A 22,908-nucleotide genomic window follows, 5' to 3' on the forward strand; every position below is an offset into this window, starting at 1 on the left:
TTTCAAAATAATTTCTTAGAGGTGATTTAACGTGAAAACTCTTACTACAATTTCTGGACATAGTAAAGACAATTTAGCTTTATTAAAGTGCCTACAGGGGGAAACAAAAGAAAAAGAATTTGAAATTAGTAATATATTACCGAATCACAAGATGAAAGAGAAATTATTTAGGGAAAACAAATTGAAAATAGATATTGATATAGAAAAAGATATTTTCAATTATAGCAGAAAAAATATACAGAAAATAGAATTTATGCCAGTTAATCGGTTGATTTCTCAAGATGAGGTTGAAAAAATTATAGGGGTTTTAAAAGATGTTTTACCGACAGGTCAATTCACAAGTGGACCATTTTCAAAAAAACTAGAAGAAGTAATCGGAAGTTATTTAAATAAAAAGTTTGTAATTGCAACAAGTAGTGGTACAGATGCTCTTATGGTGTCATTGTTATCTATTGGTATCCAGCCGGGGGATGAAGTAATTATGCCAGCTAATAGTTTTGCTGCTACTGAAAATGCTGTATTAGCGGTCGGAGCAAAACCTATATTTGTAGATATAGATCAGAAGAGTTATTGTATTGATCCATCTAAAATAGAAGAAGCTATCACCCAAAAAACTAAATGTATTTTACCTGTACATTTGTATGGTAAGCAATGTGAAATGAAAAAAATTCGTGAAATCGCGGATATATATCAATTAAGAGTTATTGAAGATGCATGTCAAGCTATAGGTTCTTCAAATCTTGGAGAATATGGAGATATTATTGTCCTTAGTTTTAATCCATATAAGAATTTTGGTGTATGTGGTAAGGCAGGTGCAATAGTTACTAATAATGAAAATTTTGCAATACGTTGCAATCAATATAGTTATCATGGATTTGAAATTGATAAAAAAAATAAAAAAGTATTAGACTTTGGATTCAATTCTAAAATTGATAATTTGCAAGCAGCTATTGGTTTGGAAAGAATTAAGTACTTATCATACAACAATTTAAAAAGAGCGTATTTAGCTCAACGATATATACGTGATTTAAAGGAATTAGAGGATAGAGAGTTAATTAAACTACCTAAGATGACAGAAGATAATGTCTGGCACCTTTTTCCGATTAGAGTTAAAAATGGAAGAAGAGACGAGTTGAAAAATAAATTGTACCAATTGTATAACATTGAAACAGATATTTATTATCCGGTATTATCTCATAAACAGAATACTAAGTGGGTAAAGGAAAATGATTTGCAAAAAAATATATTAAATACAGAACAAGTTCATAAAGAAATATTACATTTACCTTTACACCCAAATATGATGTTAGAAGAGCAAAATTTCGTTTTGGAGGGATTATTCAATGTCAATAAATAATGAAGTTTTAAAGTCTTTAAATTTTGAAAGACTACCACAGGTTCAAAAGCCTAAATATGTAGTTTTCTGTGATTTTGATGAAACTTATTATCCTCATAACATGGATGATTCTAAAAGAAGCAATATGAAATTGTTAGAAAGTTATTTGTATGAACACGGAAGTAAAGGGGATTTAGTAATTGGTTGGGTAACGGGAAGTAGTTTAGAATCAATTGTTGAAAAAATGAAAAAGAGTGGTATTCAGTATTTCCCTCATTTTGTGGCGAGTGGATTAGGTACAGAAATAACGTACTTTGATAGTAATGGGACTACTATAGATGATCAAATTTGGGAAAGGAGAATTATAGAGGGTGGTTTTGATTCTTCAAAGATTGAAAGAATTCTTAAATTGCTAGAAATAAAATATGAAATTTTTTTAAGACCTCAGACACAATTAGGAAGTTCTAAGTACAAATTTAATTTCTATTATGAAGAGCAAAATGAATTTATTGATGCAAAGAATTTAGAAAAGATAGAAGAAATCGGAGAAATATTCCAAGTTGGAGTTAATATTAACAAATGTAATCCATTAGCTGGTGATCCAGAAAATTGCTATGATGTAGATTTTATTCCACTTGGAACAGGTAAAGATGAGATAGTGAAATTTATTTTAGACAAGTACGAACTAGATAAAACAAATGCAATAGCTTTTGGAGATAGTGGGAATGATTTAAGAATGCTACAAGCTGTAAGGCATGGTTATTTAGTAGAAAATGCAACAGAAGAGGCTAAAAAAATACACTCAATGTTAGCTCAAGGTGAATACTCGATTGGAATTTTAAATACTCTAAAGCACATTATTAATTAAAAGGGGATGTTCATATAATGAATATTGGAATTATAGGTGCAGGAAGTATTGCAAGAGCTCATTCTAGAGCATTATCAACTGTTGATAATTGTAAATTAGTTGGAGTGTATGATGTTAATTATGAGAATGCCGATAAATTGATAGGGGATTTTGGTGGGAAGGTTTTTAATAGCTATGAAGATTTACTAGAAGTAGTTGATGGGGTAATAATATCTTCCCCGAATTTTTGTCATAAATCTCAAGCTGTTCAGGCGTTATTAAAAAACAAACATGTGTTATGTGAAAAGCCAATGGCAATCTCTTGTGAAGAAGCAAAATATATGATGACAATAGCAAAAAATACTAATTTAGTCGCTTCAATGGGGTTTAACTATCGCTACTTATCCTATGTTAAGGCTTTAAAACAATTAATTCAAAATGAAGAATTAGGGGAAATAGTAGTGATAAGATTGCATTTTAAAAAGAATAGCGCTTTTAGGAGAACTTCGTTTACTTGGCGAGATGATTTTCAAAGTAATAAAACTAGTGGGGCCTTGGGAGATTTGGGGATCCATCTAATAGACTTACTATGGTTTTTGTTCGAGAGTGATTTTAGAGAGGATACCGTTCGTACTAAAATTAAAACAAATGTTAAGGAAAAAGAAAGTAAACCAGTATTTGTTGATGACTATGCTGAGGTGTATGGCCAATTGAACAATAAGGTTTTTGTTAATATTACAACATCTAAAAGTTCGTTTCTTGACGATTGTGGTTTTAGTATAGAGGTAATAGGTACGAAGAAAGAATATAAGTATTCTTCTAAAGAACCAAATAAATATGTACTCTTTGATGGATTGGAAAAATATGAAATCCCATTACCATTACCTTTACTAGTCGATCCAGAAAATGAGATTTTTGAATGGTCTGATTCTTTTAGAAATGAAATTATAGAATGGGCAAAGGCTGCGGAAGGTGGCCCTAAAAAGTCTGTAGCAACATTTGAAGATGGATTTCGTTCACAAGTTATATTGGATATGTTTTTTGATAAAAGCAGTAGTAATAAAGAACAATCTGTAGCAACTATTTAGTTTTATGGTAAAAACAGGGGTTTAGAACATTTACTTAAATCCCTGTTTTTATTTTGGATTGGAGTTGAGAAAAGATGCGGTTAATGTTTTATTATGGTTGCTTGTTTTATTTTATTGTAGGAATAATACATGTTTGCATAGGTAGTTTAATTCCTTCATTAATACAATATTATGGAAGAACCCCTGATCAATTAGGTGTTTTAATATTTTTTCAATTCACAGGTTTTTTATTCGGTGTTCTAAGTTCACCCATACTAGTAAGAAAGTATCATTATTTTAAAACAATAACATTAGGTGTTTTAGTAATGTCTATCGTTCTAGGAGGTTTTATATATATTAAAGAATGGGCATATTTAGCCGTTATTTGCTTTGTATTAGGCTATGGAGCAGGTTTGTTAGAAACTACGGTGGGTTCCTTTATTATTTCAGCAGAAAGGAATAGTGCTGCTAAATTTAGTATTCTCGAAGTATGGTTTGGGGTTGGGGCGCTAGGGTTTCCGTTACTAGTTAATTATATTATAAAATTTTATGAATGGTATTTTATTCTTTATGGGATATTACTATTCTTTATTTTTACACTATTTGTTTGGTACATGTTTGGACGTACAAAATTTCTAAATTTTTCTCCTCAAAATAATGAAAAGGGAGGAGCATCCCTTTCCTCATTCACTCTTAAATTTAAAAGTGAGAAGATTAAAGTTATATTATTCATTTCACTTTTTGCATTCTTATACGCAGGCATAGAAACTAATCTTGCAAATTTTTTATCTACAATAATGATTCTTACCAATAATGAATTAATCAGTTCAGTAAGTATATCTTGTTTTTGGCTAGCAATAGTTATAGGAAGAATACTTGTAGGTAAGCTAGCCCATAAATTTAATTATTGGACATACATTACATCTAGTTGCTTTACATTAGTGATTCTTTTATCTCTATTTCCCTTTGTTCGAGGTACAGGTATGTATTTGTTTATCATCTTTATTATTGGTTTAGTCATAGCGGGTGTTTTTCCAATAACATTAATCCTAGCTTCCCGTATTATGGAAAATAATATTGATCAAGTGACTAGTCTATTTATTGCATCGGCCAGTTTAGGGGGGGCATTAGTATCTTTCCTAATTAGCTGGAGTCTATCATTAAATACTATCACTGTTACTTTTGGGATATTTTCTCTTTTTGCATTTAGTCTAGGTTGTATTATTTTAAAAATGAGGAAAATTTCAACTTACAGTAATGAAAGTACCAAAAAAGTAGAAAGTATGAAAAATTTATAGAAAACTTTTTTATAATATGAAAAAGTTAATTTTATTTGGAATTCCTAAAAAAGTTGATAAAGTTAAAAATTCTGTATTTGGGCTTTGTTTTATATATTCTGCTGTGTAATATATAAAACAGAGATACTTCAAAAAAAAAAAAAATTCAACAGTGACCAGTTCGCAGGTAATAAAAAGTTATTTTAATTAGCTTTTCAGATTAATCTAAGAGGGGTTTGTTATCGAATGGAGATAAAGATTAGTAAAAAGGATAAGATTGATATCTCTAAAAAATTAAAGTCTTTTTTAGCTGAACAATATTCACTGGAATTGGGTGAATACATAAGCTATGAGTTACTTGAATTCATAATAAAGGAATTAAATCCACATTTTAATCAAGTTACTAGGGACAGGTTGGAAATGTTGTTAAAGAATATAGAGAAAGATATATACAGTCAATAGACTTTAAATGGAAATTGAAAAACTAAGGTATCATTTTAAATCGCTTAGTGCCCAGTAAGAATAGAATAAGTAATGCGTTACAAAACACTCATCCAAATATATTGATTATAAAGGATGGGTGTTTTCTTCATATAGGATGTTATGAAAAACCTGTCGATGAAAGTTTACATTAAAGACTGTCCTGTTTTTTATGCTATAGCATTCTCTATAACTAAGACCTAATGGTATTTATACTAATTTCAAAGGGGGACAGTGGGCAAATGACAGAATTGAAATAAAATTAGAAAAAATACCTTTGTAATGGTAGAATATGGTTGGTTAACCTAAAAATGAATAATCAATAAATCTATTATTAAAGGGGGAATTAATTTGGGGAATAGGAACAAAAGAATTAAAAATTATTTTCAAAGGTTAGTAGCTGTAAGTATTTGTTTTTTATTAGTTTTTCTGGGGAGCAATTATTCAAAAGCCGAAACTGTTGCACCTATAACATTAAATCCTAAAGATGTAGAAGCATTCACCAATAAAGTAATTCCAGAGAAAATGAAAAAAGAAAACGCAGCGGGTGTAGCTCTTGTCGTTGTAAAGGATAATCAAATTCTATTTCAAAAGGGATTCGGATTTTCCGATAAAGAAAAGAATACTCCTATCGATCCTAAAAAAACAGTTTTTCGATTAGCGTCAATATCAAAAGTTTTTACTGCTAGTGCTGTCATGCAGTTAGTTGAACAAGGAAAAATTGATTTAAATAAAGATATAGTAAATTATATGGGGGGATTAAAGTACCAAAATAACATGGGTGAACCAGTTACAATGGAGCATTTACTTACCCATACAACAGGGTTTGATTACGTAGATCCTAGACCAGAGGACATCCATTATCAAGAGAATGATTATACAATGCTTAAAGATTATGTAGAAGATAATATGCCAACAGTAGTGAGAAAGCCAGGAGATACATATACATATGATAATTTTGCTTCTATGCTTCAAGGGTATATTGTTCAAAATCTGACAAACACACCTTTTTACAAATATATGGCCAAAAATATTTTTTACCCTTTAGAAATGCATAATAGCAGTTTTGTTATGACTAATTTTATTAAAGAGAAGCTTGCAACAGGGTATGATGCTAATGGTAATACCATTCCATTTTATCAAACAAGACCAACAGATATGCCACAAGGGAGTATGTTTTCTACAGGGAGTGATGTAGCCAATTTCATGATTGCTCAATTGAATGATGGTAAATTTAAAAATAACCATATACTACAAAAAGAAACTGTAGAAGATATGCAAAAAACAAAATTTGCTTTACATCCTAAATACCCTAATATGACATACGGATTTGAGTTCTTTTCACCGCAAAGTCATAACGGGCAATATGTGTTTGGGAAAGGTGGAAATATCCCAGGTTTTTCATCTTTAATGTGGTTAATTCCCGAGCATAAAATTGGAGTTTTTGTTGTTACAAATAAAGATAGTTCAGCACTACCTGTTGAAGTATTTGATGATTTTATGAATGAATATTTCCCAGATAAGACAAAGCCTGAATATTTAAAACCTAATGAAGAAGAATTAAAGAAATTTGAAGGGGTTTACCGTGATTTGAGATTAAAAAATCTAATGTCACATGTGAACATCAGTGAAGGAAAGTTATATGTAAGTGATAAGGTTTATGGTAAACAGGAGCTAAAACAAATAGACCCTTTACTATTTGAGGATGAAAAAGGGAATTATATGGCATTTAAACTTCACAAAGATGGTACTGTGAAAGAAATGATACATTGGAACTCTGGCAGCTCAGCGGTGAAGTTAAGTGAGCCTGAGAAATTTAAAGACGTAGATGAAAATCATCCATATGCTAAGTTTATAAATCCTTTACATCAATACGAGGTATTACAAGCAAATAAGGAGGGGAATTTCACTCCAGAATCTTCTCTTACACGAGCAGAATTTGCATATTGTTTATCTCAAATTGCTTACTTTACGCCACCTTCAAAAAAAGAACCAGTGTTTTCTGATGTGAAAAATCATTCGTATGCACCACATATTCAAAAGTTATATGAAATTGGTATTTTATATGAAAAAGAAGGGGAACAATTCCATCCAGACCGTGCAATTACTAGACAAGAAGCAGCATGGATTACCTGGCAGTATTTAAAAATGTTAGGAGCGCCATCTGCAGATGCAACATTAAAGGGAGAAACTGATGATTGGGCAATAGAATCCGTGAAAAACATTGTAGGTCATCGTTTAGTAGGGCCTGAGGTTATATATAATGAAGATGGATCAGCAGATTATCTATCAAAACAAAGTATGAAGCGACAAGAGGCAGCAGCATTGTTACTTTACGTTTTGTTATCTAGTTAATTTGTTTTGAGGTAAATTTCACAAAAAGAAAAAATCTAAAGAGTTTGAAATAATATACAGAAAAAGAATAGTCTTCGACCAATGATTTATCGTAACAAACAGGGGTGGATGAGTTATAACCATACTCCAAATCATAAGTAGAGCTGTTATTAGCAGAATTTCTTAAGTGTTTTGTAATGTAAGGAGCTCCTTTCAGGGGAGCTTTTTTTATTTCATTATTAATAATTTCATGTACCATAATTAATAATAATAAAATAAAAATCTATAACAAGGGGATTCAATTCCAGTTAGATAAAACTAGGGGTAACACCATATACCCATCAAGCTAAGATTCTTAATTACCCCTAAAACGAAAAAGTTATTGTGAATTTTGTGAACTATTAATACTTCATAAAAGTTATTGTGAATTTTGTGAATGAGTGTTTTTGACTTTCTACTTTAATAAATCCATGGTGAGCTTCGATAATTGATTTCGCTAGTGCTAAGCCAATTCCAATGGAGCCTTCTTTATTTGAATTTTTTGTTTTGTAAAATCTATCAAATATATATGGCAAATCTTCTGATGCAATACCTTCACCAAAATCTTGAATTATTATTTCAGTATGAATAGGAGAGTTTGTGACTTCAATATAAATAGAACTATTATCATTTGAATGTTCAATGGAATTCTTTAAAATATTTAATAAAGCTTCTTGCATCCAAATACTGTCATGGAAAAGTGATATTTTTTCATTGGTTTTTAAATGTATGTTCATATTTTTTTTATTTAATTTACTGTTCAAACTAGCAATGACCTCATAAATTGTATCAATAATATCAGAGTTTTCTTTTTCAAATAGTATTGCTCTAGCATCTATTTTTGAAACTTTTAATAAATTATGTATTAAAAAGTTGATTCTTGAAATTTGAATATCATTATTGTGTAAAAAATGATATTGTTGTTCATTTAATTTACCTTGTAATAAGATATCATTGTTCACTGTTAGTGTTGAGAGGGGTGTTTTTAGTTGATGAGAAATATCTTGTAAAGTTTGAATTAAAAATTGTTTTTCTTCCATTAAATTATGCATACTTTTTCTAATAACATTTTTCAGTTTATGAAAAGAATTAGCAAGTTTAGCTAGATCACCTTCTCTATTTTCCTTGATATCAATGGTGTAATCACCTTCAATAATTTTATTCGCTGCAGCTGTTACATTTCTAATTTTTAAGAAAAAAGATTTATATTGTAAGTAATTTAGAAAAATTAGGATTAAGCTGAACCCTATTGCTCCAAGGAACATGTATATATTGTTTTGGGATATATGTTTATTTAAATAAGGAAAAAGTCTTGAATCTAATTCAGCAGATAGACCATATTGTTTTAATAGCATTTCTCCATCGCTGGAATAATCTTTTTTATTGGCTGTATCATTTGTAAGTGCTTGTATTATTTCGTATTCATTTTCTGGGTTTTGTTCAATTAGTTTTCCAGTAATTTCACTCCAAATAGTAATATAATCATTTTTTAAATGGTCATATAGAATATGAACTGTGATAACTTGATATATAATAAATAAAAAACAGATTAATGCTAATGTAAGTATATTAATTTTTATTTCTCTATTTATCATTAAATTACTCCTTACTGACGTCTTTATTCCAGAAATATCCGACACCTCTTTGTGTGATTATACAGTCAGGATTTTGTGGATTATCCTCAATTTTACTTCTCAATCTTTTTACATAAACAGAAAGAGTATTTTCATCGAAAAACACTTCACCTTCATCTGCTATTTTTTTCAATATCTCATTTCTTTGTAACACTTTATGAGGATTTAGCATTAACGTTAATAAGAGTTTGTATTCTAAATGTGTTAAATTTATACTTTTCTCATGCTTAAAGGCTCTGGCCGCTTCAACTTCAAGCTGTATATTTTCAGACCTCAATATAGTATTAGAAGCTGTTTTAATTTTTTTTCTTAATTGTACTTTTACTCTAGATAATAGCTCTTTTACCCTGAAGGGTTTTGTTATATAATCATCTCCACCAATATCAAGGCCCATTACTACATTTGCCTCCTCATCCAGTGCTGTGAGAAAAATAATAGGTATATCACCCTTTCTTTTAAGATAGGTACATAAATCATACCCATTTCCATCTGGGAGTCCAACATCCAATATAGCTAAGTCAAAATTATTATTTTCGTATTGGTCTTTTGCATCTTGTACAGTAGAAACTCTTATAACCTCAAGTCCTTCTCCTTTTAGAGTAAACTCAATAGCCATTCCTAGATCGTTATCGTCTTCAACGAATAATACTTTATCCACAGTATCTCTCCTCATTTGTCTTTGATTATGGCAGTATTTTAGATTATGACAGTTATTTTACACGTTGATTGGCTAATTTAAAATAGTTAAGTATGGAAATGGACTTTTAGAGGCTTTTCTGAGTATAAGCATAATACCCAAATTGGCTTAATGCTTTTCAGTACATAATCAGATACAACAATTACTTAAAGCAGAATATTTACGTAATTCATACATGTACTCGCTTATATTTTGAAAAAACTTGTAATAGTGTCTTGTTGAATTTGTACGTTTTTATACAATCAGTAAAGTTTTGTTTAAGTTATCTAATACAAAAATGTTAAATGAAATTTAAATTCGCATTAATTATGTAAATGAATTTTTAAAAACAGATCATTGAGAATAAGAGCCGAATGGGAGCGTATTTTTGAGAATTTGAAAAGTATGTGTGTACTTAAATAAGTGTATAAAAGCCGTTTAATTTTAAAGTATATCTTGATCAGAGTTACGAGTATATAAAAAGTTAGATTTAGTAATCTTACTAAACTGTAAGATTAAAGTATATATAGTAAGACAAGAGTTATTCAATTAACAATTAAAGACGTCTATACTGAAGGTAATCATTCTTTATTAAGACTTGTAACATTTTAGCCACTGTTTATATAAAGAAAAAACCTACTGTTCTAATCCCAGATTAAACATAGTATATGAGGAGGAAGAAAATGAAAAAGATAATAGGATTTCTAGTAGTAACAGTAATTTTTATAGGTATAGGGTTTGCTGTAAATCGGTATATAAATGGTCCCTCACAACCAGTAAACGGTATCATGGTATCTGGAACGAAAGAAAATATATCAGCTGTCAAAAATCTGTATAAAGATCAAAACGTACGAACAGCAGATTATAGTTATAAATTGGTTACAGAAATAATAAAACAAGAACTCACTACCGAACAGAAAGAAGAAATTAAGAAAGAATGGAAAGAAAAAGGAGAAAATATGACTGAAGAAGAGATGGACAAGCAAATTGATACATCATCTGTTAGCAAGAAACAATATGCGGTAATTACAAAATCTACAGCTGAAAAATTCTTAAAAAAAGGAATTGTAAGAACACCCTTATCTAAAGAAGATAGTTCAATAACTTCAACCCCGGTAAGAGAAATAAAAGAATTAGCGAGTGAAAAAAACTTATTTTATAGAAAAAATGCGGAAGATGAGGAAGTTAAGGATGGAAATTTAAATTTAGATGGACAAATGATACCTGTTCAACATATTAAACAAAATAATTGGATTGGCTATTTTTCATCACCGATAGTAATTGTTAATGAGGAAACATATAAACAATTAAAAGAAAAAGAAGTAAGCCTTTCGTTAATTCAGTTTGCAAAAGAAAATTTTGATTATAAAAATAAAAACAAAGTAAAAAAGGTGGTCGAATACGTTTCAAAAGTGTATGCAGTAAAAGACGAGAATGGTGAGTACGATAAGGATAAAATCTATTTTGTAGAGATTCAAAATTAATCTGTGAAAAGGATGAGTTGTATGGAGGTTGTTAGATTAGAAAATGTTGTAAAAACATATGGAGAGGGAGAAACGCAAGTACAGGCGTTAAAAGGAATTAATCTTTCCATTCATAGGGGAGAATTCGTAACCATAGTTGGAGCATCAGGTTCTGGTAAAAGTACCTTATTGCATATTTTAGGAGGGCTGGATCGTCCGAGTTCGGGAAATGTGTTTATAGGTGATGAAAATGTCTACAATTATAAAGATAATGAACTTTCCATTTTTCGCCGAAGAAAAGTTGGCTTTATATTTCAGTTTTTCAATTTAATTCCTGTCTTAAATGTACAAGAAAATATTGCTTTGCCAGCACTGTTGGACGAAGAACAGGTAGATGATCATTACCTGGATGAAATTATAAAAACGCTAGGGTTAAATGAAAGACGAGATCATTTGCCTTCTGAATTATCGGGTGGTCAACAACAAAGGGTATCTATTGGTAGATCTCTTATAAATAAACCCGATATTATATTAGCGGATGAACCAACCGGAAATCTAGATACAAAAAATACAAAAGAAGTTCTGAATTTATTGAAAGTAACGGCTAAAAAATATAATCAGACGGTGATTTTAATTACTCATGACCCTGCTATCGCATCAAACTCTGATCGAATTATAACCATTACAGATGGCATGATTATTTCAGATGAAAAATTAGTACAAAATCAAGAGAAATGTGGAGGGGAGGAGTATTGATTCATAGTTACAAACAGTTAAGTCAAAAATATCTCAGAAGTAATATAAAACGTACTCTGCTAACATTAACAGGTATTATTCTAGCATTGGCGCTAATAACAACGATTGGACTTTTTTTAAATAGTGGATACACTTCGGGAATTGATAATGCTAAAAAAGGTTCTATGGGTTCTGCAAATATTTCAGTTGAAAATTATAATCAAAAGCTTTTCAATATGATAAAAAGTAATCCGAATATATCTTCTTATGGCATCATAACTCCAGGAGAGGTGCTCCATGTTGATGATATAGCTGTTTCTTATATGTATGCAGATCATCAAGCATTGAAGCTGTTACAGTCTAGTATTCCTGTGGAAGGTAAGCTGCCTTCAAATGAAGGCGAGGCTGTTTTGGAAAAATGGATGCTGCCTTACTTCGGTCCCAATCTTAAATTAGGCGGTATGTTTACTATTCATGAAAAAAAATATAAACTTGTTGGTTTGCTAAATAAGTCTAGTAGTACTCAGGAAAATAAAACTGGTCAATTATTTACATATAAAAATAAGTTCAAAGTTGGTGAAGGTAGCGTATTGATTGAATTGCATAAGTACGCAAACTTTGAGGAAGTTGAAAACCAATTTAAATTATTGACGAATAAAGAAAATATAAGAGTGAATGACGAATTAAAGAAATCCTTAAAGCCTAGTGTGGAGATAATGGTGGCAGCCGCTATTAGTATTGGGATTGTTGTGATTTCTACGATTGTTATTATTTACAATGCATTTCAAATTAGTATAGTAGAGCGAATGAAACAGTTTGGGCTATTGAGGAGTATTGGAGCTACAAAAAAACAAATCAGAAAAATTGTGATAAGAGAAGCAACATTTCTTTCTATTATTGCTATCTTTTTTGGGATTTTGTGCAGTATATCAGTAGTCTTTTTACTTAATCAAGTACTGATAAACGTACTTAAAAACTCTATGGGATATACAATTAAATTAGATTGGTTAATTATATGTGTAAGTTCGTTAATTACATTGATAACTGTTTATATTTCAAGCTATTTTCCTGCTTTTTTTGCAGGTAGAATTTCACCGCTACTGGCCGTAAGTAGCCGATTGGCTATAAAAAAAGAAAAAATAAAGAAAAAAAAGAGAACAAAACTAAAGAAACCACTATCTTTTCCGTTAAGTATGGCATTGAAAAATATCCAAAGAAATCCCAATAGATATACAGTTACAATTTTGTCTATTATTATAAGTAGTGTACTGTATATCACGTTTACGTTTCTCATAGATACTGTCATTCAGCGTAAACAACCGGAAATTCAAGCTCTAAAATCGGATATATCAGTTACGGTTAATTCAAATTTAGACAAGCCTAGCATAGATCGTATGAGTCGAAATATTTATAAAGTTAATAACGTAGAGAATCTGTACAAGCAATATCAGGCAAATGATTTTTATACGAGAGTACCAAAAAATAAACAAATTAAAGAATTACAAGGAAATGAATCGCTGTATCATAAAGTAAAATACAATAATCAAACTGTAGAAATTATGGAAACGCAAATAAAAGCATACGATGAGAATAGTTTAAAGAAATTAGCTGAAAATGTAACTAGTGGAAGAATTGATATTTCAAAATTAAATCGTGAAAAAGAGGTTATTTTAGTAAAGCAAGCTGCATCAAATGATATGAATACAAGTAAAAAATATATAGGTTCTCTAAGTACTTTTCAGGTAGGGGATGAAATCCAAATAACAAGTCGGCAGGAAAGAAAACCTATAGAGGAAATCTCCTACAATGAAGAAAAACTAGAAACTTTAAAAATAGCTGCAATTGTAGAATTGGATATTTTTAATATGAGCAGAGTGATGGATACCATAACTTTTATTACTAGTGAACAAATAGCCGAAAATATTACACCATCGCCACAAAAATTAACAGGTTTTGAAATTGATTTAGAGAATCAATCTCAGGCTGATGCTACAATTTTAGATATACAAAAGAAACTGGGTGGAGATGCATCTATAGAAGTGAAAAATAATATTGTTCAAAGTAATTTCCATACAGACAATATACTTTATATAAAAATATTAGGGTACGGATTTATAGCTGTTATTACACTAATTGGTTGTGTAAATATTTTAAATACCATCACAGTCAGCATCATTATGAGAAGAAAAGAATTAGCTGCTTTAAAATCGATTGGCATGTCGCAAAAGGATTTGAAAAAGATGGTTATATATGAAGGGCTCCTGTACGGTTTCTTTGGAAGCATACAAGGAATCTTTTTCGGCTGTATGTTGTCATATATTCTTTATGTAGCACTGTCAAATACGGTTTCGTTTGAATGGATTATTCCTTATCAATCTAGCTTTATCACTTTTATAACTGCACTGTTGATTAGTTATGTATCGGTACTAATTCCGCTGGGGAAAATTAAAAAGGATAACGTTATAGATGTAATTAGAGAAGAATAGCAGTGATTATAACAATATGTGATTCAGAAGTTCAACCGAGATACGTGTAAAACGGTTCGTAATCTGTATTATATTTCAATTATAGTTTTTTTAGCTAAAAATATCTGCCTGACAATTAACAAATAGCTGATTACCTAAATGTTATAAGACCCGACACGAACGAAAAAAGAAAATTGTACGTTTAGGGGTTCAGCCACATCGCTATCAAGCTAACAAGACAAAATACACCCTAAAATGAAAAAGACGTTATTCTTTCTGAGAAATCATAGGAAAGGATAACGTTTTTTTATCAATGTGACGGTATCCTATATGAAAAATTAACATCGCTCCAAATGTATATATTGTATATATTGTGCATAGTGTGTATAATGTGTTCATAAGCATTTAAGACGCAAGGAGTTGAATCATGAGAATCTTACTATCAAATAAGTCTAAGTCTCCTATTTATCAACAAATCATTGACCAAATTATATTACAAGTATCAAATGGGACATTGAAAGAAGATGATGCATTACCTTCCATGCGTTCATTAGCTAGAGACTTGAAGGTAAGTGTTATTACTTCAAAAAGAGCATACGAAGAACTTGAAAAAGCAGGTTACATCTACTCTATAGTGGGGAAAGGCTCATTTGTTGCAAAACAAACAAAAAAGAAACAAGTAGATGAACCAAGTGATCCAATACGTGAAAAGTTCAGCATAATCGTCCGAGAGAGTAAGGCTAATCATTTATTAAAGGATGAGTTAATACAGATTATTCATCGTATTTATGAGGAGGAATAGAAGTGGAAAACATTGTAGAACTGAAAAATGTTTCAAAAACATATAATGGATTTTCTTTAAAAAATGTATCGTTCAACATAAAAAAGGGGTTTGTAACGGGATTTGTTGGCGGAAATGGCGCAGGAAAAAGTACAACAATTAAACTAATTATGGATCTTATTAGCAAGGATAGTGGAGATATCAAAGTTTTTGGTAAGGATTATCAAAAGGATCAAGTTTCTATTAAAGAGCGTATTGGATTCGTATATGATGACAATATCTTTTATGAAGATATGACAGTTCATCAACTGAAAAAATTCATTGCTCCAGCTTATAAAAAATGGGATGAAAATCGCTTCCAATCCTACATACGAAACTTTGAGTTACCGACTAACATAAAAATGAAAAAGATGTCTAAAGGGATGAAAATGAAGACTTCTCTAGCGTTTGCACTTTCGCACCATGCCGAATTTATTATTATGGATGAACCAACTTCTGGGCTTGACCCTGTATTTCGGAGAGAAATTTTAGACATTCTTTATGATTTAATGGTCGATCAAGATAAAACAATCTTTTTCTCTACGCACATTACAACTGATTTAGACCGTATAGCTGATTATATTGTATTTATTCATAATGGAGAAATTGTGTTCGAAAAAGATATGCATAGTATTTCTGAAGAATATGCAATTGTAAAAGGGGATACAGCTTTACTTACACCAAAAATCAGGGAACAATTGATTGGGATTCGTGAAACAAACATTGGATTTGAAGCACTTACAAGTAATGCACTCCATACACATACTCAACTAGGGAATGATTTTTTAATTGAAGAAGCGACATTAGAAGATATTATGTACTATACAAAAAAGGGGAATATTCAATATGTATAATTTAATATTAAAGGACTTTCGATTGCAAAAATTAATTATATTATTGTATTTGATTATCATATGCTTTTTTATTATGACATTTGGAAGCTTTTACTTAATGGTCGTTTTACCAGTTGGGTCTTATGTGATAAATCTACATTATTATGATGCAAAGAATAATAGTCACAAGTTTATTAACAGCCTTCCTTATAGTAGAAATTCAATTATTATGTCAAAATATATAGGTACAATGATTTTTATGCTTATAGTGGTGTCATTTTCTTTATCGATTCAAGCAATAATTCAGTTTGTATCTCCGACTTATGGCCAAATTGCAACTCCACAGGAAATTGTGATTAGTATTCTTACTGCAATGTTGTTTACATCTCTCTACTTACCATTTTTCTATCGCTTTACCAATAAATATTTGATAGCTGCTGTCAGCATTATTTTTCCTGTATTTGTTGTTTTATGGAGAACAATTGAGGCATATGTAAATATTACTGACCTTGCATATAGCGTGACTACACAATTTACTATTAATCAACTCATTATACTTGTTTCAATCGTTACCATACTTATATTTATCGGCTCTTACTTCTTAACGGTGAGAATTTATAAACGCACTGATTTTTAGGAGTCTTGTTTAGCAGAAATATAGAATACCTAATGAGTAACTGTTATACAGATGTACTCTTAAACGCTGTGGTGCTACTCAATCGCTATCAAACTAATAAAACAAAGTTCTCCCCCAAAATGAAAAAATGCGCTATTCTTTCTGTAGAATCATAGGAAAGGATGGCGGTTTTTTATGTCTATTTCTGTATCCAATGAATTACAACTATTTGCTCAAGAGATTCAAAGTTTTTTATCTCCAAATACCTTACGGGATCTTGCTAGAGATGTTGGTTTTGTACAACGAACCAGTAAGTACCAAGCAAAAGATTTAGTAGCTTTATGTGTATGGGTGAGCCAAAATGTAGCTATGACTTCTTTAACTCAGTTATCTAGCTGTTTAGAAGCATCAACAGAAGTACTCATCAGTCCTGAGGGACTGAATCAACGGTTTAATAAGGCCGCCGTCCAACTTTTACAACACATACTAGCCGAACTACTAAGCAAAAAATTGGTCGCATCTATGCCGATTTCTTCTCCATACACTTCTGTTTTCAAGCGTATTCGTATTTTAGATTCAACTGCATTTCAACTCCCGGATGTATTTTCATCAGTTTATCCAGGTGCAGGAGGATGTAGCCATACAGCTGGGATAAAAATTCAACTTGAGTATGATTTGTTAAGTGGACAGTTCCTACATATTCATACAGGTCCAGGTAAACAACATGATCGCACTTACGGCTCTCTGTGTGTCCCAACTGTGGCAGCGAATGATTTATGTATCCGAGATTTAGGTTATTTTCATTTAAAAGACCTTCAATATATACAAGATAAAGAGGCCTACTATATCTCTCGTATTAAGTCGAATACACGTATTTATCAAAAAAATCCTAACCCTGATTATTTTCAAGATGGAAGAATTAAGAAAGGTACGGAGTATATACAGATAGACATGGAGGCGTTAATGAACTCCCTTCAACCAGGACAAACATGTGAAATAGCTGATGCTTATGTAGGAATGATTGATAAAGTGCCAGCTCGTGTAATTGTTCATCGATTAACAAAACAACAGCAACAAAAACGATTACAAGATCAAACTGTAAGAGAAAAAAAGAAAGGAATGAAGTATTCTCCTCGTAGTAAACGACTCAGTGGTATCAATGTATATATGACAAACACCCCTACAGATATTGTCCCGATGGGACAGGTACATGACTGGTATTCTCTGCGTTGGCAAATCGAAATTTTATTTAAAACGTGGAAGTCATTCTTTCAAATTCATCATTGTAAAAAGATAAAACCTGAACGATTGGAGTGCCATTTATATGGTCAGTTGATTGCCATTCTACTCTGTTCTTCTATCATGTTTCAGATGCGCCAATTGCTCCTCATGAAGAAAAAACGAGAGCTTAGTGAGTATAAAGCCATATATATGATTAAAGACTATTTTCTTCTTCTATTCCAAACTATACAAAAAAACACCCAAGAGCTATCAAAGATGTTACTTCGCCTGTTCAATCTCCTACAGCAAAACGGGCGGAAATCTCATCGATATGAGAAAAAAACAGTCTTTGATATATTAGGTGTTGTTTACAATTGTACCATGTCTGATAATCAAGCCGCTTAATTCAAAAAAGTGAAACCCGTTAGGGTTTATTTCGTATGCAAATCTTTCAATCACCTACACTTGCCCTTTAGAAAAAAGAAACAATCTCGCCTAAAATTGACTTTGCATAAGCTTAGGTTGATAGCGATGGGGTTCAGCCACATGCCCATCAACTTAAGATTTTGAAATATCCCCAAGTGTAAAAAAACGTTATTTCTCAGTTACTTGATTTTCAAAAAAAAGACTATCTTCTTGCTTGTGCATAGGGATAGTCTTCTTAATTATTGATTAGTTGGAACAGCCTTTACAAACGGTGAGAATTTATTTTCATAGATACCTTAGCCTTTAAGATTATATAAGTCCAACGATTATTTTTGATTTTTAATAACTACTTCAGTCACGTCTAGCAATTTTCCCGGTTTAATATTATCCATAATAGACGTACCACCAGCATTTTAATGAAAATATACACTAAGCAAATTTCATATGTACATTCTTTTATGTTATCAACTACATCTTTCTAAAATAAGAGTTAATTCTTCATAGTTTGTTTGCATAACCCAATGCCCACCTCTTTGAATAGAATATACATCCCATTTTCTCTCCTTTGCTATTTCAGCTGATCTTTGAAAAATAGGAGCCATTGGCCAATTTGCAGGATGATCAAGAATTTCTATATATGTATGTGGGATCTCATTCATTATCGAATTATTCATTTCAATTGATTGTGTAAATGCTAATAGCGGCATAGCAACTTTTCTTTGATCTGACGCATTTCTTGGAACAATACGCCATCCATCTCCATGAACCTTTACTTCTTCTATAAAATGTGAAGACATTTCCGGACCAGAAATATCCATTACAGAATCTCCGTTATTTGGAATCATTGCATCAATATACACAATATTTTTAATGCATTCTGGAATAATATCTGCAACCCCGGTTATTACCATTCCAGCATAGCTATGCCCTACTAAAATAACTTCCTTTAATTTTTCATAGTGAATAACGTTCACAATATCTTGAATATATGTTTTTAATCCTACACCCGGATGTGCAAGATGCGCTCTTTCTCCAAGTCCCGTTAATGTAGGTGTATATACTTCATGTCCCTTTTTTCTCAGCTGTGTTGCAACTTCCCTCCAAACATATCCACCATCCCATGCACCGTGTACAAGTATAAATGTTGCCATAATATATCTCCCCTCTAATACATTTAACATTTTATATTTCTAAAATCCATTATAATACATTTTTACAAAATTAACCTTATATGCCCCTCAACTTAAGAGATTTTAATACCCTCAAATACAAAAAAGCGTTATTCTTTTTGTAAAAATATACAGAAAGGATGACGTTTTTTATGAGTCTTTCGATTCAAAGTGAATTACAATTATTTTCTGAAGAATTATATGAATATCTTACTCCTTCATTTTTAGAAAATCTTGCTAGAAAACTAGGTTTTGTACAACGAAAACGTAAATTTTCAGGGCATGATTTAGCTACTATATGTGTTTGGATCAGTCAACGAGTAGCGAGTGATTCTTTAGTGAGACTGTGTAGTCAACTTCATGCTGTTACAGGAACACTTATGAGTCCAGAAGGACTCAATAAGCGTTTCAATAAAAAAGCTGTTTTCTTTTTAAAGCATATTTTCTCTGCACTATTAAAAAGTAAAATTTGTGAAACATCAGTGATTCCAAGCGCTTCAATCGCTTATTTTCAACGAATTCGTATTTTAGATGCAACGATTTTCCAGGTACCAAAACATTTAGCTAGTGTGTACCCTGGGTCAGGTGGTTGTGCCCAAACAGCGGGTATAAAAATTCAATTAGAATATGACTTACACAGTGGCCAGTTTTTAAATGTTCAAATTGAACCGGGAAAAAATAATGATAAAACCTTTGGAACAGAGTGTTTAGCGACATTACGTCCTGGGGATCTATGTATTCGGGACTTAGGCTATTATTCATTGGATGATTTAGATCAAATGGATCAACGTGGTGTGTATTATATATCACGGCTTAAATTAAACAATAGGGTATATATCAAAAATGAATTTCCCGAATACTTTCAAAATGGGACAATAAAAAAACAATCTCAGTACATCAAAATTGATCTAGAACACATTATGGTTACCTTAAAACCAGGGCAGTCCTATGAAATAAAAGAAGCTTATATTGGAAAGGATAAAAAGCTATTCACTCGATTGATTATGTATCGATTAACAGAAAAATAACTTCGTGAGCGTATGAAAAAACAAGTATATACGGAAAGTAAAAAAGGTATTACATATTCGAAAAAAAGCAAACGATTAGCTGGTATGAACCTATATGTTACCCATACACCTTGGGAAATTGTTCCGATGGAACAAATCCATGATTTTTACTCTCTCCGTTGGCAAATAGAGATTGTATTTAAAACATGGAAATCTCTATTTCAAATTCATCATTGGCAAAATATTAAACAAGAGCGATTAGAATGCCATGTTTATGGAAAACTCATTGCCATTTTTCTATGTTCTTCTACTATGTTTAAGATGCGACAATTAATTTTACAAAAGAAGAAACAAGAATTAAGTGAATATAAAGCAATTGGAATGATTCAAGATCATTTACACATTTTATATCGAACCATACAGCAAAACACCCGAGAAATAACAAAGATTTTAATCCGCCTGTTCCATCTTCTACAGAAGAATGGACGAAAATCTCACAGATATGAGAAGAAGACTGTCTTTGATATTATGGGTGTTGTCTATGAGTATAATGGTTGAGAAAACAAAAGAAAATTGCATAATTAAAAAAGTGAAACCCGTTAGGGTTTATTTGGTATGCGTATTTTTAAGAATATACTTCTATTTTAAGAATGCTTTAACCCGGCTGAACGAAAGTTCAGTTTGTTTACACTCTTAAGTTGATGGGCATGGGGTACCGCCAGCATTTTGGAAAACTCCAACGCTAAGAGTATGCAAGATTTTATACATTTTTTCGGCTAATTCAGTAACAAGGAAGAACCCTAAAATCGCGCCAGAATAGGAATGTATAAAAAGATGCATAGAATTATAGGGAAAGAAAAAGGGAAATTTCTTGTGAGAATAAGATTCCACCTTTTCCCTCTTAAAGGAAGAGCAACTAGCAATAAATATAAGAAGGGAATGGAACTATAATTTAATATAAAATATGCAAAATTGCATATTTTATATTTCTTATTAAGCTGCTCCTTATAACCCTTTGAACGGAGAGGGTTTAAAAGGGTTATAAGATTCTAAAAAATTTGTTATCTCATTTGGGGTTTTATAGATAAATAAAGAAAATTATGTTAATGTTTTTATGTTAATATATCGTTGTAAAAAGAAAGAGGTGAAAAATTTATATGTTAAAAAAAAGCGTATCATTGCTATTAATTCTCTTTTTATCTATCTCTACATTTAGTATGGTGACTCATGCCGAAAATAATCTTGAGTATGTTAATAAATCATTTTACAGTTATATAGAACCTTCATTTAACTCTGCAAAGCAAAATAGTGGAGTACAATATGGTCCTCAGGATGTAAGAATAATTGAAAAACGAGATAATGGTTGGTGGAAAATTGGAACTTGGGAAGGTGATTCATGGATTAATGTAAACGGTGAATCACGTATTTTAGCAGATCTTTACGCATACGAAGAACCTTCTTTTTCATCACAAAAAGCAAATGGTGGACAGAAATACGGTCGTCAAACATTTATAATTATTGATGGAACAACAGACGGATGGCTAAAAATTCAAACATGGGAAGGCGACAAATGGATAAATCCTAGAGCTCAACAACAAACTGAGTATGTGGGTAAAGACGTTTTTAGCTATAATGAACCATCATTTAATTCACAAAAAGCAAATAGTGGTCATCCATATGGTCCGCAGGACTGGAATGTAATTGAAAAGCGTAATAATGGTTGGTGGAAAGTAGCTACTTATGAAGGAGAGAAATGGCTCGCTCCAAATGGAGAACTAAGATTAATAGATACACCTTCTTTCGTATATAACGAACCATCTTTTAATGCACCTAAAGGAAATGGTGGTTATAAATATGATGTACAGGATTTTAACATTATCGATGGAACAAAGAATGGTTGGTTAAAGGTTCAAACATGGGAAGGCGATAAATGGATGATTCCAAATGGAGAACTAAGGTTCGTAAATAAATCTTTGTATGTCTATAATGAGCCTTCATTTAACGCTGTAAAAGGAAATGGTGGTTATAAATATAATCCACAGGATTTTAACATTATCGACGGAACAACGGATGGTTGGTTGAAGGTTCAAACATGGGAAGGCGATAAGTGGCTTAACATGTTTGAAGAAAATGAGAGTGTTGAATTTTATGTTGAATCTACTGCATATAGTGTAGAAAAAAGTTCTCCAAGTGAAAGAATTACAGCAGCTGGTATTGATATAGGTAAAAATCCTAATATTAAACTAATCGCTGTTGATCCGAAAGTAATCCCTCTAAGAACAAAGGTGTATGTCGATGGTTATGGTGAGGCGATTGCAGGTGACACAGGTGGTGCTATCAAAGGTAAAAAGATAGATGTGCTATTTCCAACGGATAAAGAGGCACGCCAATGGGGACGTAAAACGGTAAAAATCCGAATACTTAAATAATTTATCTTTTTATTAATCTATAAAATAATCTATC

17 protein-coding genes and 1 pseudogene are annotated in these 22,908 nt (G+C 31.3%); 15 read left to right on the forward strand and 3 right to left on the reverse strand.

Going from position 1 to position 22,908, the window contains the following annotated elements; genetic code table 11:
• Positions 1-31: 31 nt before the first annotated feature.
• The 6 genes from KZZ19_RS27585 (at position 32) to KZZ19_RS27610 (ending at position 7,362) form a co-directional block, all read left to right on the forward strand.
• Entirely contained in the window at positions 32-1,357 is a 1,326-nt protein-coding gene (locus tag KZZ19_RS27585) for a DegT/DnrJ/EryC1/StrS family aminotransferase (protein WP_237982540.1), read from the forward strand.
• Positions 1,344-2,204, forward strand: a complete 861-nt coding sequence (locus tag KZZ19_RS27590) for an HAD-IIB family hydrolase (RefSeq protein WP_237982539.1) — start codon at positions 1,344-1,346, stop codon at positions 2,202-2,204. The genes KZZ19_RS27585 and KZZ19_RS27590 overlap by 14 nt, the downstream gene beginning before the upstream one ends.
• A 17-nt stretch (positions 2,205-2,221) precedes the next feature.
• Positions 2,222-3,271: a Gfo/Idh/MocA family protein gene (locus tag KZZ19_RS27595; RefSeq protein ID WP_237982538.1), complete on the forward strand. Its 1,050-nt coding sequence runs from the start codon at positions 2,222-2,224 to the stop codon at positions 3,269-3,271.
• Between the two features lie 74 nt (positions 3,272-3,345).
• Complete coding sequence (locus KZZ19_RS27600) at positions 3,346-4,548, forward strand: MFS transporter (RefSeq protein WP_226545903.1); 1,203 nt, start codon at positions 3,346-3,348, stop codon at positions 4,546-4,548.
• A 225-nt stretch (positions 4,549-4,773) separates the two neighbouring features.
• The gene (locus KZZ19_RS27605; protein ID WP_000403244.1) at positions 4,774-4,989 is read left to right on the forward strand and encodes a DUF2164 family protein; all 216 of its coding nucleotides are present in this window, start codon (positions 4,774-4,776) and stop codon (positions 4,987-4,989) included.
• 390 nt (positions 4,990-5,379) lie between these two features.
• On the forward strand, positions 5,380-7,362 hold the full coding sequence (locus tag KZZ19_RS27610; protein WP_432442735.1) for a serine hydrolase: 1,983 nt from the start codon (positions 5,380-5,382) through the stop codon (positions 7,360-7,362).
• A 380-nt stretch (positions 7,363-7,742) separates the two neighbouring features.
• On the opposite strand, the gene KZZ19_RS27615 is transcribed toward KZZ19_RS27610, so the two are convergent.
• Together KZZ19_RS27615 and KZZ19_RS27620 are read right to left on the reverse strand one after the other, a co-directional pair.
• The gene (locus tag KZZ19_RS27615) at positions 7,743-8,975 is read right to left on the reverse strand and encodes a HAMP domain-containing sensor histidine kinase (RefSeq protein WP_237982536.1); all 1,233 of its coding nucleotides are present in this window, start codon (positions 8,973-8,975) and stop codon (positions 7,743-7,745) included.
• 4 nt (positions 8,976-8,979) lie between these two features.
• Positions 8,980-9,672, reverse strand: coding sequence for a response regulator transcription factor (locus tag KZZ19_RS27620; protein WP_098344027.1), 693 nt, complete (start codon positions 9,670-9,672; stop codon positions 8,980-8,982).
• A gap of 701 nt (positions 9,673-10,373) precedes the next feature.
• Here KZZ19_RS27620 and KZZ19_RS27625 point away from each other — a divergent pair.
• The 7 genes from KZZ19_RS27625 to KZZ19_RS27655 all read left to right on the forward strand — a co-directional run bounded on the left by KZZ19_RS27625 (position 10,374) and on the right by KZZ19_RS27655 (position 18,248).
• Positions 10,374-11,174, forward strand: coding sequence for a lipoprotein BA_5634 family protein (locus KZZ19_RS27625; protein ID WP_237982535.1), 801 nt, complete (start codon positions 10,374-10,376; stop codon positions 11,172-11,174).
• 21 nt (positions 11,175-11,195) lie between these two features.
• Complete coding sequence (locus KZZ19_RS27630; protein ID WP_098344025.1) at positions 11,196-11,909, forward strand: ABC transporter ATP-binding protein; 714 nt, start codon at positions 11,196-11,198, stop codon at positions 11,907-11,909.
• Positions 11,906-14,374: an ABC transporter permease gene (locus KZZ19_RS27635; protein ID WP_237982534.1), complete on the forward strand. Its 2,469-nt coding sequence runs from the start codon at positions 11,906-11,908 to the stop codon at positions 14,372-14,374. The genes KZZ19_RS27630 and KZZ19_RS27635 overlap by 4 nt, the downstream gene beginning before the upstream one ends.
• Before the next feature lie 406 nt (positions 14,375-14,780).
• A complete protein-coding gene (locus KZZ19_RS27640) occupies positions 14,781-15,155 on the forward strand; it encodes a GntR family transcriptional regulator (protein ID WP_237982533.1) in 375 nt (124 codons plus the stop codon).
• A gap of 2 nt (positions 15,156-15,157) precedes the next feature.
• Entirely contained in the window at positions 15,158-16,027 is an 870-nt protein-coding gene (locus tag KZZ19_RS27645; RefSeq protein ID WP_237982532.1) for an ABC transporter ATP-binding protein, read from the forward strand.
• A complete protein-coding gene (locus KZZ19_RS27650; protein WP_088362898.1) occupies positions 16,020-16,643 on the forward strand; it encodes an ABC-2 transporter permease in 624 nt (207 codons plus the stop codon). Before KZZ19_RS27645 ends, KZZ19_RS27650 begins: the two co-directional genes overlap by 8 nt.
• A gap of 174 nt (positions 16,644-16,817) precedes the next feature.
• Positions 16,818-18,248, forward strand: a complete 1,431-nt coding sequence (locus KZZ19_RS27655) for an IS4 family transposase (protein ID WP_348638065.1) — start codon at positions 16,818-16,820, stop codon at positions 18,246-18,248.
• A 485-nt stretch (positions 18,249-18,733) separates the two neighbouring features.
• On the opposite strand, the gene KZZ19_RS27660 is transcribed toward KZZ19_RS27655, so the two are convergent.
• Positions 18,734-19,420, reverse strand: coding sequence for an alpha/beta hydrolase (locus tag KZZ19_RS27660; RefSeq protein ID WP_348638066.1), 687 nt, complete (start codon positions 19,418-19,420; stop codon positions 18,734-18,736).
• Between the two features lie 170 nt (positions 19,421-19,590).
• On the opposite strand from KZZ19_RS27660, the pseudogene KZZ19_RS27665 reads away from it, so the two are divergent.
• Together KZZ19_RS27665 and KZZ19_RS27670 are read left to right on the forward strand one after the other, a co-directional pair.
• Positions 19,591-21,026: pseudogene (locus KZZ19_RS27665) on the forward strand (IS4 family transposase).
• A gap of 576 nt (positions 21,027-21,602) precedes the next feature.
• On the forward strand, positions 21,603-22,874 hold the full coding sequence (locus tag KZZ19_RS27670; RefSeq protein WP_348638067.1) for a 3D domain-containing protein: 1,272 nt from the start codon (positions 21,603-21,605) through the stop codon (positions 22,872-22,874).
• The last annotated feature ends 34 nt before the right edge of the window (positions 22,875-22,908 follow it).

The organism is Bacillus thuringiensis, assembly GCF_022095615.2.
GTDB lineage: Bacteria > Bacillota > Bacilli > Bacillales > Bacillaceae_G > Bacillus_A > Bacillus_A cereus_AG.

Bases quoted from the DNA above. Each gene is read 5' to 3' on its own strand.
- KZZ19_RS27670 (WP_348638067.1), top strand. From the start codon at position 21,603: ATGTTAAAAAAAAGCGTATCATTGCTATTAATTCTCTTTTTATCTATC.
- KZZ19_RS27615 (WP_237982536.1), bottom strand. From the start codon at position 8,975: ATGATAAATAGAGAAATAAAAATTAATATACTTACATTAGCATTAATC.
- KZZ19_RS27630 (WP_098344025.1), top strand. From the start codon at position 11,196: ATGGAGGTTGTTAGATTAGAAAATGTTGTAAAAACATATGGAGAGGGA.
- KZZ19_RS27600 (WP_226545903.1), top strand. From the start codon at position 3,346: ATGCGGTTAATGTTTTATTATGGTTGCTTGTTTTATTTTATTGTAGGA.
- KZZ19_RS27625 (WP_237982535.1), top strand. From the start codon at position 10,374: ATGAAAAAGATAATAGGATTTCTAGTAGTAACAGTAATTTTTATAGGT.
- KZZ19_RS27655 (WP_348638065.1), top strand. From the start codon at position 16,818: ATGTCTATTTCTGTATCCAATGAATTACAACTATTTGCTCAAGAGATT.
- KZZ19_RS27650 (WP_088362898.1), top strand. From the start codon at position 16,020: ATGTATAATTTAATATTAAAGGACTTTCGATTGCAAAAATTAATTATA.
- KZZ19_RS27590 (WP_237982539.1), top strand. From the start codon at position 1,344: ATGTCAATAAATAATGAAGTTTTAAAGTCTTTAAATTTTGAAAGACTA.
- KZZ19_RS27595 (WP_237982538.1), top strand. From the start codon at position 2,222: ATGAATATTGGAATTATAGGTGCAGGAAGTATTGCAAGAGCTCATTCT.
- KZZ19_RS27640 (WP_237982533.1), top strand. From the start codon at position 14,781: ATGAGAATCTTACTATCAAATAAGTCTAAGTCTCCTATTTATCAACAA.
- KZZ19_RS27605 (WP_000403244.1), top strand. From the start codon at position 4,774: ATGGAGATAAAGATTAGTAAAAAGGATAAGATTGATATCTCTAAAAAA.
- KZZ19_RS27660 (WP_348638066.1), bottom strand. From the start codon at position 19,420: ATGGCAACATTTATACTTGTACACGGTGCATGGGATGGTGGATATGTT.